Origin of the sequence: Streptomyces otsuchiensis (assembly GCF_004305975.1) — a bacterium.
Classification (GTDB): Bacteria; Actinomycetota; Actinomycetes; order Streptomycetales; family Streptomycetaceae; genus Streptomyces; species Streptomyces otsuchiensis.
Map to the genome: position 1 here is coordinate 1 of NZ_BHZI01000158.1, position 13,970 is coordinate 13,970.

At 74.2% G+C, this 13,970-nt stretch carries 9 protein-coding genes and 1 pseudogene; 3 read left to right on the top strand and 7 right to left on the bottom strand.

Features of this window, described 5'->3' with window-relative positions; genetic code table 11:
- Positions 1–109: 109 nt before the first annotated feature.
- Positions 110–1,324, bottom strand: coding sequence for a Cmx/CmrA family chloramphenicol efflux MFS transporter (locus E0D90_RS16130; RefSeq protein WP_130798965.1), 1,215 nt, complete (start codon positions 1,322–1,324; stop codon positions 110–112).
- 575 nt (positions 1,325–1,899) lie between these two features.
- Between E0D90_RS16130 and E0D90_RS16140 the strand changes: the two genes are divergently transcribed.
- Positions 1,900–3,291 (top strand): Kelch repeat-containing protein, encoded by a 1,392-nt coding sequence (locus tag E0D90_RS16140; protein WP_157996872.1) that lies wholly within the window; start codon positions 1,900–1,902, stop codon positions 3,289–3,291.
- 40 nt (positions 3,292–3,331) lie between these two features.
- Here the strand turns inward: E0D90_RS16140 and E0D90_RS26610 are convergent, their stop codons facing one another.
- Complete coding sequence (locus E0D90_RS26610) at positions 3,332–3,733, bottom strand: pyridoxamine 5'-phosphate oxidase family protein (protein WP_157996873.1); 402 nt, start codon at positions 3,731–3,733, stop codon at positions 3,332–3,334.
- A gap of 195 nt (positions 3,734–3,928) precedes the next feature.
- Between E0D90_RS26610 and clpB the strand changes: the two genes are divergently transcribed.
- Both clpB and E0D90_RS16155 read left to right on the top strand, forming a co-directional pair.
- A complete protein-coding gene (clpB, locus tag E0D90_RS16150) occupies positions 3,929–6,520 on the top strand; it encodes an ATP-dependent chaperone ClpB (RefSeq protein ID WP_130798973.1) in 2,592 nt (863 codons plus the stop codon).
- A 190-nt stretch (positions 6,521–6,710) separates the two neighbouring features.
- Positions 6,711–7,253, top strand: a pseudogene (locus E0D90_RS16155) (YbjN domain-containing protein); the annotation flags it as partial.
- A 256-nt stretch (positions 7,254–7,509) separates the two neighbouring features.
- Here E0D90_RS16155 and E0D90_RS16160 read toward each other — a convergent pair.
- The 5 genes from E0D90_RS16160 to E0D90_RS26615 form a co-directional block, all read right to left on the bottom strand.
- Positions 7,510–8,799 (bottom strand): JmjC domain-containing protein, encoded by a 1,290-nt coding sequence (locus E0D90_RS16160; RefSeq protein WP_130798975.1) that lies wholly within the window; start codon positions 8,797–8,799, stop codon positions 7,510–7,512.
- On the bottom strand, positions 8,796–10,205 hold the full coding sequence (locus E0D90_RS16165) for a hypothetical protein (protein ID WP_130798977.1): 1,410 nt from the start codon (positions 10,203–10,205) through the stop codon (positions 8,796–8,798). Before E0D90_RS16165 ends, E0D90_RS16160 begins: the two co-directional genes overlap by 4 nt.
- Complete coding sequence (locus E0D90_RS16170; RefSeq protein ID WP_130798979.1) at positions 10,192–12,786, bottom strand: DUF4135 domain-containing protein; 2,595 nt, start codon at positions 12,784–12,786, stop codon at positions 10,192–10,194. The genes E0D90_RS16165 and E0D90_RS16170 overlap by 14 nt, the downstream gene beginning before the upstream one ends.
- 81 nt (positions 12,787–12,867) lie before the next feature.
- The gene (locus E0D90_RS28330) at positions 12,868–12,999 is read right to left on the bottom strand and encodes a hypothetical protein (RefSeq protein ID WP_265415956.1); all 132 of its coding nucleotides are present in this window, start codon (positions 12,997–12,999) and stop codon (positions 12,868–12,870) included.
- A 273-nt stretch (positions 13,000–13,272) separates the two neighbouring features.
- A partial coding sequence (locus E0D90_RS26615) for a hypothetical protein (RefSeq protein ID WP_438827405.1) occupies positions 13,273–13,970 on the bottom strand: 698 nt, incomplete at its 5' end.

Below are 13,970 nucleotides of genomic sequence, written 5' to 3' on the forward strand. Positions count from 1 at the left end.
ACCCCGACCCGAGGCCACACGCCGCCGGACACTGAGCGGGTGAACAGCGCGGGGTGGGTGACGGCGCCCGGCCTCGGCCGCCGTCGCTCACCCCGCGCTGTTCACCCGCTCAGTGTCCGGCGGCGTGTGGCCTCGGGTCGGGGTCCGGCCTTGGGCCTGGGTCCGGCGCATCCGTCGCCGGGCTGGGGCGGGAGGACAGGGCTGCCGCCGCGCAGGCCAGCGCCGTGAGCAGCGCGCTGACCCAGACCGGCGCCCGGTAGCCCAGGCCCGCGCCGATGACCAGGCCGCCGAGCGCCGGCCCGAGTGCCGCGCCGACGTTGAACGCCGCGGTGGCGAAGCCGCCGCCGAGGGTGGGCGCGTCGCCTGCCTGGCCCAGCACGGTGGCCATCAGCACGGTCCCGGTGGCGAACGACAGCGCGCCCTGCACGGTCACCAGCACCAGGACGGCCACCGGTTCGGTGGCCAGCAGCGCGAGTGCGGTCCAGCCCGCGCCGAGCGCGAGGGCGACGGTGAAGGGGAAGCGGCCCGGCCTGCGGTCGGCGTAGCGGCCGCCCACGGCGGTTCCGGCACAGGCTCCCAGCCCGAACAGGCCCAGTACCAGCGGCACCCGGGAGGCGTCGAGTCCGCTGGTGCCGGTCAGCAGCGGAGCGAGGTAGGTGAAGGTGCAGAACATCGCGCCGCTGCTGAGGGCGCAGAGCCCCAGCGACCGGGCCAGTGACGGTGTTCGCAGGGCACGCAGTTCGGCGCGGACCGCGACCGGCCGCTGTCCGGTCTCGCCCCGGCCCGACGGTACGGAGTGGGCCACGGCGGCCACGGCGGGCAGCGAGATCAGCGCCACGGCCCAGAACGCCGAACGCCAGCCCCAGAGTTGGCCGAGGGCGGCTCCGCCGGGTACGCCGGCGACACAGGCAACGGTGACCCCGCCGAGCAGGACGGCGGTGGCCCGTCCCGTCCGTTGCGGCCCGGCCACGCCGATCGCGGTGGACAGGGCGACCGCGAGGAATCCCGCGTTGGCGAGCGCGCCGACCGTGCGGGCGGCGAGCAGCACCGCGAACTCCGAGGTCAGCGCGGCGACGACATGTGTGGCGACGAACGTCAGCAGAAAGGCGAGGAGCGCCCGGCGGCGCGGCCAGCGGCGGCTGACCGCCGCCATCAGGGGCGCTCCGACGATCATTCCTACCGCGAAGGCGGTGGTGAGCGAACCGGCGGCGGGGATCGAGATCCCCAGGTCCTCGGCGATGTCCGGCACCAGGCCGGCGAGCATGAACTCGGATGTTCCCTGGGCGAACACGGCCAGGCCGAGTACGTAGATGACTAGTGGCACGGGTGGTCTTCCCTGAGTCGGGCCGCCGCCAGGCAGGCGGAGGCAAGCGTCAACGGGCGTGTGGACAGGGGGAATCGGCGCCGGAGGGCGGTGGGCCGGGGCGGACGGAGGGTCCGGTGGGCGCGCGTCCGTGATCCGCCGCGCACGGCGCGCCGGCCCGGGGGAGGCGGTGGCCGCGGGGGACGGTCAGCTGCTGCGGAGCCCGGCGGGCGGGCGCCGTCGAGGCGTGGGCGTCAACCCGGCTGCCTGAAGGTGGAATCCGCGCCGCGCTGCATCGCGCCCGGGGGCCCGTGGGCTACCCGGCGGTCCGGCGGCGGGGTGGGAGAAGAACGCGGCGCGTCAGCGCGCGGCCTCAGTGGGAGGCGGCACGAGGGCACGACGCGGACGGCCACCGCACTACCGGTGGCCGGCGTCTGGATGCCTCGGGGCTGCTCATCGCGAACAGCGTAGGCGCGGCGCGGCTTGGCCGTCCACCGCTTTCGGTGACGTGGCCCGCGCCCGGGGCGCCGCCGCGCCCCGGGACACGGCGTCCGGCGCCCCGGAACTGGGCTTCGGTCCCGCTCGTCTCAACCGGTATGAGCGGGAGCGGCGCGGACACGGTGGACGACGGCCACGGCACCGGAGGTGACCGGGAGCCGGTGGACGACGCCGGTGGTGCCGCCGGTGACGGCCGGGCCCGGCGCCCCGGCCGCCGCCGGGGCACCGCGGTCCTCGCGGGCATCACGGCGGCCTGGCTGGCCACCGGCCTGGCGCTGGTGTGGCTGGACTGGCCGGGCTCGGCGGAGCCGGAGGACTCTCCGCACGCGGGTGGGGTGTGGGAGGAGATCACCCCGGCGCCGCTGAGCGAACGGTTCGGGACGGGCACGGTCTGGGCGGGCGACCGCCTGGTGGTGTGGAGTGGGGTGGCGGCGGAGGGCGGGGAGGCGTACCGGTACGGCGAGCCGCTGACCGACGGAGCGGTCTGGACGCCGTCGGGCGAGTGGCTGCCGATGGCCGCGCCGCCCGGCGGTCTGGCTCTGGCGCCGGGTGGGTTCGCGCAGTGGGACGGCGGCGAGGTGCTGTTCGGGCCGGTGACGGCGACCTCCGGTCACGGCGGCCACGGCCCGGGGGACGGGTCGGTGGGCGGACTGCTCGCGTACGACCCGGTCGCGGACTCCTGGCGGGGAATTCCCCTGTCCGAGGGGAAGCTGACGGCCGATGCCGGTGTGGGGGAGCCGCCGCACACGGCGGTCGTCGCGGGTGGGGAGCTGATCATCGGGCATTCCTACGCGGTGACCACGGACTCCGGTGAACCGGGAGTCGTGGCCGTGGACCCCGCCGACGGCACGACACGCCTGCTCGACCCGGGCCCGTACGCGGCCCCGGAGGCCCCGGAGGTCCGGGAGGACGACCAGGAGGCCCGCGAGGACGACCCGGACGCCCGGGAGGGCGACCCGGCCGCACCGGGCACGGTGTCGCTCGTCGCCGCACCCGAGCGCGTCGTGGCCGTCTCGGGCGACGGTTCGGAGATCTGGGTGCTGGCGCCCGGCAGCGGGGAGTGGACCCGGGCCGCCGCGCCGCCCCGGCCGGGCGTCGGCCGGTCCTCCGCCGGGGTCGCGGCCGGCGGCACGGTGCTGTTCCTGGACGACGGCGGATCGCACGCCTACGACATCGCGGCAGACCGCTGGCGGGAGCTGGCCGGTCCGCCGTCCGCCGGGGACGACGCGGCGGACCGGATCGGCTACCGGTGGACCGGGGACGTGGCGCTGGCTCCCGGCCGGGCCTACGACCCGGCGGCGGACCGCTGGGCCGAGGTTCCGCGGCTGCCGCTGGAGGAGGGCGACCGGCTGTCCGGGCCGTATGTGGGGTGGACCGGTGACGCGCTGGTGGTCTTCGGCGGCGGCCGGGCACCGTGCCCGGCGGAGGGCACGTGTGATGTCCCGGACGCGGTACCGGAGACGCTGGCCGGCTGGGTCTACGTGAACTGACGGGGCCGCGCCGCTTTGGCTGAGAGGGACACGCCCCTGGTCAGCCGCGCCCCATGGCGCGGTCGAGCGCGATCTCGATGACGACCCGGTCCGGGTTGACGCGCGGTTCCCGGTAGCGCTCGGTGTACCGGCGTACCGCCTCCGCCACGGCCTCCGGGTCGTCGTTGACGGTGGCGACGCCCTCCAGGGTGGCCCAGCGGGCGCGGTCGACCTGGCAGACCGCGACCCGTGCGCCCGCCTCGCCGGCCGCCCGGACGTTGGCGACCTTGGTGCTGTGGCCACCGGTGATCACCCGGGCGAGGCCCGCGTCGGGGTCGTAGGTGACGCCGACGGGTACGACGTGCGGTGAGCCGTCCCTGCGGTGCGTGGTCAGGGTACAGACATGGCGTTCGCGCCAGAAGGAGAGGTAGTCCGGGTCGGGGTTCCGCACGTCGAGAGCCATGCGCTGAGCATAGGAGCACGGGGTGCGGGCGCGGGTCATGCGCCCCGCCGACGAGCGGCCGGGCACCGGGCTCGCCGGGCTCGCCCGGTCAGCGGAGGCCCGGTGGACGGGCGGGTGCGGCGCATGCAAAATGTTCTTGAGTGCTCTAGACTCAACTTTGTATAGGCGACTTTCGGCAAGGAGGAGCGACCGCACGTGAACGCCGAGCTGACCAATCGGAGCCGGGACGCGATCAGCGCCGCAAACGACCGGGCGCTCACGGATGGGCATCCGGACATCACCCCCGCCCATCTGCTGCTCGCCCTCCTGTCCGGCGAGGACAACGAGAACATCCAGGACCTGCTCGCGGCCGTCGACGCCGACCAGGCGGCGCTGCGCGGCGGCGCGGAACGGCTGCTCGGCGCGCTGCCGAGCGTGCAGGGCGCGTCCGTCGCCAAGCCGCAGCCCAACCGTGAACTCCTCGCCGTGATCGCCGACGCCGCGCAGCGCGCCCGCGAGCTCGGCGACAGCCATGTCTCGACCGAGCACCTGCTGACCGGGCTGGCGGCCAAGGGCGGGCAGACCGCCGAGCTGCTGCGCGGGCAGGGCGCCACCGACAAGGCGCTCGCCACCGCCTTCCAGTCCGCCCGTGGCGGCCGCCGGGTCACCTCCGAGGACCCCGAGGGCAGCTACAAGGCGCTGGAGAAGTTCGGCACCGACCTCACCGCCGCCGCCCGCGAGGGCCGGCTCGACCCGGTCATCGGCCGGGACCACGAGATCCGCCGCGTCGTGCAGGTGCTCTCCCGCCGGACCAAGAACAACCCGGTGCTGATCGGTGAGCCCGGCGTCGGCAAGACCGCCGTCGTCGAGGGACTGGCCCAGCGCATGGTCAAGGGCGACGTCCCCGAGTCGCTGCGCGACAAGCGGCTGGTCTCGCTGGACCTGGGCGCGATGGTGGCCGGCGCCAAGTACCGCGGCGAGTTCGAGGAGCGGCTGAAGACCGTCCTCGCCGAGATCAAGGACAGCGACGGCCGCGTCGTCACCTTCATCGACGAGCTGCACACCGTGGTGGGCGCCGGCGCGGGCGGCGACTCCGCCATGGACGCCGGCAACATGCTGAAGCCGATGCTGGCCCGCGGCGAGCTGCGGATGGTGGGCGCGACCACGCTCGACGAGTACCGCGAGCGGATCGAGAAGGACCCCGCGCTGGAGCGCCGCTTCCAGCAGGTCCTGGTCGCCGAGCCGACGGTCGAGGACTCCATCGCCATCCTCCGTGGCCTCAAGGGCCGCTACGAGGCGCACCACAAGGTGCAGATCGCCGACAGCGCGCTGGTCGCCGCCGCCGCGCTCTCCGACCGCTACATCACCTCCCGCTTCCTGCCGGACAAGGCGATCGACCTGGTCGACGAGGCCGCGTCCCGGCTGCGGATGGAGATCGACTCCTCGCCGGTCGAGATCGACGAGTTGCAGCGCTCGGTGGACCGGCTGCGGATGGAGGAGCTGGCGCTGGCCAACGAGTCGGACACCGCCTCCAAGGAACGCCTCGCCCGGCTGCGCGCCGATCTCGCCGACCGCGAGGAGGAGTTGCGGCAGCTGACGGCGCGTTGGGAGAAGGAGAAGCAGTCCCTCAACCGGGTGGGTGAGCTGAAGGAACGGATCGACGAGCTGCGCGGTCAGGCCGAACGAGCCGAACGCGACGGCGACTTCGACACCGCGTCCAAGCTCCTCTACGGCGAGATCCCGACCGTGGAGCGGGAGTTGGAGGAGGCCGCGCGCGCCGAGGAGGAGGCCGCGGCCCGCGACACCATGGTCAAGGAGGAGGTCGGTCCGGACGACATCGCCGATGTCGTGTCCGCCTGGACCGGTATCCCCGCCGGGCGGCTGATGGAGGGCGAGACCGAGAAACTGCTCCGCATGGAGGAGGAGTTGGGACGGCGGCTGATCGGCCAGGCCGAGGCCGTGCGGGCCGTCTCCGACGCGGTGCGCCGCTCGCGCGCGGGTGTCGCGGACCCCGACCGCCCCACCGGCTCGTTCCTCTTCCTCGGGCCGACCGGCGTCGGCAAGACCGAACTCGCCAAGGCCCTCGCCGACTTCCTCTTCGACGACGAACGGGCCATGGTCCGCATCGACATGAGCGAGTACAGCGAGAAGCACTCGGTCGCCCGGCTGGTCGGCGCCCCTCCCGGGTACGTCGGCTACGAGGAGGGCGGCCAGCTGACGGAGGCCGTCCGGCGCCGCCCCTACACGGTGGTCCTGCTCGACGAGGTGGAGAAGGCGCACCACGAGGTCTTCGACATCCTGCTGCAGGTCCTCGACGACGGCCGTCTCACCGACGGCCAGGGCCGCACGGTCGACTTCCGCAACACCATCCTGATCCTCACCTCCAACCTGGGCAGCCAGCATCTGCTCGACCCGTCCGCGGACGAGGCGAGCCGCCGCGAGCAGGTGATGGCGGCGGTGCGCTCGGCGTTCCGGCCCGAGTTCCTGAACCGGCTGGACGACGTGGTGATCTTCGAGGCGCTGCGCGGCGACGAGCTGGCGCGCATCGCGCAGCTCCAGGTCGACGCCCTCCAGCGCCGGCTGCGGGACCGCCGCCTCACCCTGGACGTCACCCCCGAGGCGCTCCAGTGGCTCGCCACCGAGGGCAACGATCCGGCCTACGGCGCCCGTCCGCTGCGCCGCCTGGTGCAGACCGCCATCGGTGACCGGCTGGCACGGGAGATCCTCTCCGGCGAGGTCCGGGACGGCGACACGGTCCGGGTGGACATCGCCCTGGAGGACGGCCTGCGCGTCGAGCGCGTGGGCTGACCGAGGACGGGCACGGTGGGGGCGGGGTCTTCCTCCGCTCCCACCCCGCCCCCAGGGGCATCCACCGGCCGGGCCGGCGCCGGAGCGGCTGATCGAGAGGCCCGCGCGGACCCTTCCGCGCGGGTTGTCAGGTCGGGGGCCCCATGAGAGAGGATGGGTGTCCGAAGCCTCATACGAAGGGACCCCTCCCGTGTCTGTCGACCCGTCCTCGATCCCCAGCTTCGGAGGGCAGCCGAAGAAGCCGGCGGCCGCCAAGAAGCCGCTCGGTCCGATCAAGCCCGACGCGGACCTGGTCAAGCAGCTGCTTGAGCAGATGAAGCTGAAGTACGTGGTCGACAAGGAAGGCGACCTTGTCGCCCCCTGGGAGAACTTCCGCACCTACTTCATGTTCCGTGGCGAGGAGGCCCAGCGGATCTTCTCCGTCCGCACCTTCTACGACCGGCAGCACAGCATCGAGGACAAGCCGCGGCTGCTGGAGACCATCAACGAGTGGAACCGCCGCACGCTGTGGCCGAAGGTCTACACCCACACCCACGACGACGGCACGGTCCGCCTGATCGGCGAGATCCAGATGCTGATCGGCACCGGTGTGGCGCTCGACCACTACGTGTCGTCGACGGTCAGCTGGATCCGCGCCTCGATCGAGTTCGACAAGTGGCTGGTCCAGGAACTGGGTCTGGCCAAGGACGCCGATGAGGGTGTGGACGGCGAGGCCAAGCAGCCGGAGGGTGAGCCCGCCGACGCCCCGGCGGTGGCGGACACCGAGTCCGACGGCCCGGCGGCGACCGATGCCACCGATGCCACCGATGCCACCGACGGCACCGACGGCACCGACGGCACCGACGGCACCGAAGGCACCGAGGGTGACGAGCGGCGCCGCGACAGCTGAACGAACCGCCTGCCGCCGGGCGGCCGGCGGTGCGTGAGGGGCGTGGCCGGCAGGGGTGAGTGAACCCGCGGGCCACGCCCCTCACGCGTGCCGTCGCCGGTCAGCGCCCGGCGGGCCGGGTGTCGAGCGCCCGGAACGTGGCGAGCCGGGCCAGTACGTCGCCGGCCTCCGCGGGCAGGCCGTGCAGGACCTCGGCGGCCCGGCGGGGGCTTCCGCCGCCGAGCCGGTCCAGCAGTGTCGCCAGCGCCGTACCCGGCAGCGTCGTCACCGCGACGTGCCCGTGCGCCGAGTACAGCCGGACCCCGTCGCACTCCGTCCACACCACCGGCGTCACCGCACGGACCCGAGCGGTGAGCGCGGGGGCCGGCAGGCCGGTCGCCGGTGGCGGCACGGGGGCGAAGCCGCCGGAGGTGCGTTCCTGGACGGACAGCCCGGCGACCCGCCGTCGCACCGCGCCGGGCCCGGTCGCGTCGCGCAGCCGGCCGAGGGCAGCCGCCAGCTCCGCCGGCACGCCCAGGACGCCGTCCGTCCCGCCGGCCGTCAGCAGAGGGCGGGGCGGGTCGGTCGGCGGAGAGGGCGGTACCGGCAGCGGCTGCGCCTCGTGGCCGTCCAGGAAGCGCACCAGGTCGAACTCGGCCTGGTGCTCCTCGCGCGCGACGCCGACGTTGACGCTGGTCGACGCGGTACCGGAGCCGGCGGACTCGCCCACGTGGTAGTACGACGAGGGCCAGTAGACGAGGTCCCCGGCGGACGCCTCGATCACCAGGGAGCCGTCCCGGTGCGCGTCGTAGTCGGGCATCGTGCTGACGTTCTCGGTCCACGGCCTCGCGGGCCACATCCGCATCCGCTTGCTGCCGCGCAGTACGAACATGAAGGTGGCGAAGCGGTCCTTGTGGACGCCCACCGGGCTGGACTCGTAGGTGCCGTGGAACATGGTGGTGATGGTGCCGCCCAACGGGCGGCCGGTGCGCCGCCACAGCGGTGCGAAGAACTTCGTCTGCCGCCGCCACAGCGGGAAGGCGTGCGTGTGGAACCGGGAGAGGACCAACGCGTAACGCTCGCCGCCGAGTTGGGAGGCCATGCGGCGTTCGTAGCCGTCGAGGGACCGGTCGTCCGCGCGTGGCAGCGCGGCCTCCGGATCGTGCTGCTGGTCGCGGCCCACCGTCAGCTGCGGCAGTGCCAGCGCGGCGCGCTCCGGTCCGGAGCAGGCCGCTGCCGCCGCCTCGAAGGTCTCGGGGCCGGTGAACGGTGGCCGGGTGAGGCACCGCACCACGACCGGTCCACGGTCCCAGTGCTCCGTCGCGAAGGTGTCCCAGAAGGCGGCCCAGGACTCGCCGGCGCGCGGCGAGGGGAGGACGGCCGGTTCCACGGTCCGGTTCAGCACTCTCATCGGGGGGTACCGCCTTCCACTCTCGTTTCGGTGACCTCGTCGTCGGAGCCGTCGGAGGCGTCGGCAGCGTCGTCGCAGGGGGCACCGGAGTCGCCGGAGGGGCTCGCGGGGGTGACGTCGACCGCCCGGACGCGGTGCAGGGCGCCGATCAGGGCCCGCACGTCGCCCGGCGCCGTCCCCGGCCCGGCAGCGTCGGCCACCTCGGTGACAGTGCGGGCACGCTCGGACGGCAGCGCCGTGAGAATCCGGTCGGCCACCGAGCCGCCGACGGTGAACGCGTGGCCGTTGGCGGCCCAGAGCGACCGCGCCCTGTCGCCCGTCGGCATCCGCGTCACCTCGCACACCAGCCGCACCCGGTCCCGCACGCCGAGGGGGACGGCGGTACGGGGCGGCGGAGCCGGATCGAGTCCGGCCGCCGAGCGCCGCGCGGCCCAGTTCCGCAGCAACGCGCGCTCCACCGCCGCGCCGTGGGCCAGTTCTCCGACGATCTCACCGACCCGGGCGGTGGCGTCCAGCACCGTCACCGGCTCGCCGGGCGGGCGCGGGGGCTCCTCGTGCAGCAGGCACGGTCGCCCGTCCCCGTCCCCGTACTCCGGAAGCCGCCCGCCCGCCTCGTGCAGCAGCTCGCGGACCAGCTCGTCGGCGTGGGCCGCGTCGCTCCGTACCGCGATCCGCAGCGTCACGCAGTTCTCGCCGTGCAGTTCGTCCGGGCGGGGGCCGGCGGGCCAGTGCAGCAGGTCGCCCGCCACGCCCCGTAGTTCGGTGCGAGGCGCCGAGGCGGCAGAGGCGGCGGACGCGGGGAACCGCACCCGGAGCGAGCCGCTGAGTACCCACAGCAGGACGGCCGGGCCGGGGCCGGGCGCGTCCCCGCCCGGCCGCGGGTAGTCGCTTCCGGCGGTGATCTCGGTGCTCACCGGTGTCACCGGCCAGCCGTGTTCCCGCCAGAGCACCGCGAGTTGGTCCCGGACCCGTGCCCAGCTCCGGAAGTCGGCGCGCAGCGGGTTGGCCGCGGCCAGCAGCCAGCCACGGCCCGCCAGTGCGGAGCTGACGCGGTCCAGATATCCGGCGGCCCGGTGGTCGGTGCCGTCGCCGTCGTTGGCCGGCAGCAGCGGGCCCGGTGCGCGCAGCCGGCCGCGAGTGGTGTCGAAGCTGACGACGGTGGGGACCCGGAGCCGGGTCCCGGCGCGGAACGGCTCGGCCACCCGGACCAGCAGGTCGTGGCAGCCGGCCAGTCCCAGCGGAGGCGTCGTTCCGGTGAGCCGGACGGGTGCGGTGTTCCAGTGGTGCGCCACGAACCCCGCCCAGTCCGTGTGGTGGGCGTCGGCGGCCGGTGTCGCGGTGATGGTCGCGGCTCCGCCGGCGCCTGCGGTGGCGGCCCCGGTGGCGGCGCGGTCATGGTGTGTCATGTGGTCCCTCTCCCGTCCGGTGGGCCTGGCGCGGGTCGGGGAAGCGCTCCCGCAGCAGACGCGCGTACTCCTCCAGGGACTCCATCCGCAGCGCGGCACGGCGCTGCTCGACCCCGTCGGGATCTTCCAGCGGCCGCGGGCGCAGCATGCCGTCGCGCCGTTCGAACTTGGTTCCGTACAGCTGCTTTCGGCCCTCGGCCAGCCGCAGGGTGTCGGTGAGATAGGCGATGTCCCGGGGCGGCATCTCGCCGCGCTCCACCGCCTCTTCGACCAGCTTCAGGCAGTGGCGGCGGAACTCCGTCTCGCCTTCGACGTGTTGCAGCAGTCGGCAGGCGGCGCCGGCGGCCTCCGCGCCCACCAGTCCGCGTCCCGGCCAGCCGTGCCGGTCGACCACCGATCGCAGCCATTCCAGTCCGGTGGCGGTGAGCTTCTCCAGCCGCTCGGCGGCGACGGTGTCGGTGAAGCCGCCCTGTGCCCAGGGGGTGCGCAGCGCGGTGTCCACCTGGTCGAGGCGGAGCAACCGGCGCCGTAAGGTGCCGCGTTCGGTGGGCTCCAGCCTTGGTGGCCGGGCGGTCAGCTCGTCGATGCGCAGCCGCACGGTGTCGCCGCCCCACTGGTAGGTGATCCGGCGGCCGGTGCGCGGCCAGTCGAAGCTGACCAGCCCCTCCTGGGGGGATTCGGCGCAGATCCGGACGCCGTGCTCGGAGCTGTCGATCTCGATCGGGCCCGCGAGAGCGGCGGCCGGGGCGGCCAGTTGGGCGGTGAGGTCGTCGAAGGCGTACTCGACGGCGTCCCGCAGGGCGACGCCCAGGCGGCTGAGTGTGGGCCAGTCACCACGAGCGGTGGCCGCGACCGGTGCCAACGGCACTGTCGCAAGCGGTAGTTCACAGGCTCGCTCGGCCGTCTCACCGGCAGCGGCCAGCCGTAGCAGCGGTCCGGCGGCGGGGTCGGTCCCGGGGTGGTGCGGTCCGGGTGGCGGTGGGGAGTCGGCGGCCGACGGCCGGTACCCGTCGGGCAACCTCCGGTAGAAGTACGGCACATCGCCCCGGTCGAACTGGAGGAGTTCGTCCGGCGCCGGTTCGAAGGCGCTGTCCGGCTCGCGTCCTGGCAGTCCCCAGTGACGCAGCAGGGCGAGATGGTAGGTGTCGGTGTCCTGCGGGATGTGGCGTACGACGCTGCCGGGCAGCCGCCCCGCGAGGAACTCCCCGAGTCGCCCGGTGTTGCGGCACAGCAGTGTCCAGGCGTCGAACATGCCGCGGAGCATCGCCGGGAGGTACGGCCCGTAGCCGAGGCGGCCCTCGGTGTCGCCGACGAGGGTCCGGGTCCGGTCGCGTGTCGCCGAGCGTTCGCGGCGCTCCAACTGCCATCTGCCGCCGGGTGCTTCGGCCCAAACGAACGGGGAGCCCCCGAGGTCGCACCAGTGGCCGGAGGACTCCAGTCCGCAGTGGTGGGTGCCGCCGAGTGACGGGTGGTGGATCAGGCTGGTGCCGGCCAGCCGCTTGGGGAGGTTGAGACAGACCTCGGTGTCCACCGCCCACAGCCGCAGCCGGTCCTCTCCCGGGCGGACGCCGGCGATGACGTTGTCCCCGGTGAGGTCGCCGACGCCGAGCCCGAAGCAGACGGCGGTGAGCGAACCGGCCTCGTGCCAGAAGCGGTTCGCCTCCTCCGGTGGCAGTACCGGACCGGTCAGCTTCCAGCCGTAGGGGGAGGTGCGCAGCGCGGTACGGTCCGGAGGGTCGTCGATCCACTGCTGCCAGCTGTAGTGGTCGCCGTCGGCGCCGCTTCCCGGTGTGACGGTCAGCGTGGGCAGCCGGATGGAACCGGAGGCGGCCGGGGCGGAGTTGAGCAGGGCGAAGACCGAGTCGCGGTCGTCCAGCAGCAGCCGTTCGCCGTCGGCGGGCCGTGGTTTGTAGGCGAGGCGGCGCCCGTCGCCGAGGGTGACGCACAGGACGCGCCGGCCGCCGTTGTGGGTCTCCTCGCCGTGGGCGCGCAGGCCGGTGATGACCGGTGTGCCGTCCGGGCCGTGGGGTCCCGGTCGGTCGGCGCCCGGTGGTGCGGCCAGGTCGCGGGCGGCGCGGTCCAGGAAGGTCTCGGTGAACCGTTCCCACTGGGTACGGCGCAGCTCGGCGTAGCGCCGGGCGGTGGCGGGCTCGGCGAGCCCGCAGGAGATGGTGACCTCGCTGATCAACGGCCCGAAGTAGGCGGCGTTGTCGGGGGAGAGCAGCCCGGCGGCGAGCAGCCCCGGGTGGCGGGCGGCGGCAGCGGGGGCCCACTGCCGCAGTTGGCGCAGCATCGCGTGGAGCGGGTCGTACCGTGGCTGGTCGAGGGTCCGGCGCAGGGTGGCGGCGGCCTCCGGGTCTGCCGGTGAGGCGCCCGGCGGGGCGGCCAGCAGCCGGACGGTGCCGGCCGGACCGGGTTCGGTCCACGGGGGCAGGGCGGCGAAGGGCGGAAGCGGCGTGCCGGGGACGCCGGTTGCTGCGGCTACGTCGGTTGCCTCGGGTGCGTCGGACGCCTCGGGTGCGTCGGTTGCTTCGGCGCCGGGGAGGTCACCGGCCCCGGCCGGGAGGTCGGAAGCGTTCATCGCGCTGGCTCCGGTGGCTGTGGTGAACGTCCTGTCGCCGCACGGGGTGCCGCCCCCGGCGGGGACGGCACCCGCTGTGCGTCAGAAGCAGTACATGCTGCTGAGGCAGCTGGTGGTGGCGGCGCCGGTGTCCACCGTCTCCTCCAGGTCACCGATCGTCAGCTCCAGAGCCTCGCTGACGTCCTCGTAACGCTCTTCCTGCACAACGGTCATGACGGTCCTCCTGTCGTGGCTGTGACTCGCGCCCGGGCGGCGCGAAGGACTGCGCGTGGATCGATCCGGGTGACGCGTGCTGCGGACGGCGTCCCGTCCTGCAATTGCAGCGACGAGATTAGGAGACCGGATGGTGAATCCGCCAGATATGAGCGTGGAATTCTTTGGATGCCATGAGGAGTGTTTAAACATTGTGAAATGAATGGATATCCATCGACTGGCAGTCGGGAGGCACCTTTCGCTGGCATAAGCCAGAGGAAGGTGCCTGGCAGATCACGGCTGACCTCCGGCTTCGCGCCACCGTGCCAGCAGCGCCGCCCGTTCGCGCACGGCCTCGGGCGTCACAGCCGAGCGCACATCGGCGAGGACGACGCGTAGCACGGGCGGCAGGCCCCCGCCGAGCACCGGCCCGGCCTCCTCCGGGGGCACCAGCAGCGCGACGTCCGGCAGGTCGCCGGTGCGGTCCGCGACCAGTGACCGCGGGCCCGGCTCGTAGAGGAACGCGCGTACCAGGGCACCCAACCCGGGGGACGACCGTGCGCGGGTGAGCGCCAGCCGCACCGTGACCGCGTCGCCGGAGTCGTCCTCGAACCGATGGCCCGGAGGACAGAACACGGCTGCTCCGGGGCGGAGTTCGACCGTCTCCGGAGGAGGTGCGCCGCCGTCGGCCCCGGCCGGTGGCGTCCGGACCCGGGAGACGCCGGTGACGGCGTACAGCAGCACCGCCGCCTCCCCGGCCGGGGAGCCCCATTCCTGGCGGCCGGTCCCCACACGAGCCGCCGCCCGCACACCGTCGCCGTCCAGCGGCAGGGCCGACGGGACCGGCTCCGGGGCGGTCGCCAGGAACTCTCTGATCGCTCGCCCGAGCTCGGGAGACGCGGCCTCCGGGGAGTCCACGCGCAGCGCGATCCGGGCGGCTCCGTCACAGGCGTCGCGCACCCGGCCCGCCCACGCCGAACGCGTCACACGGC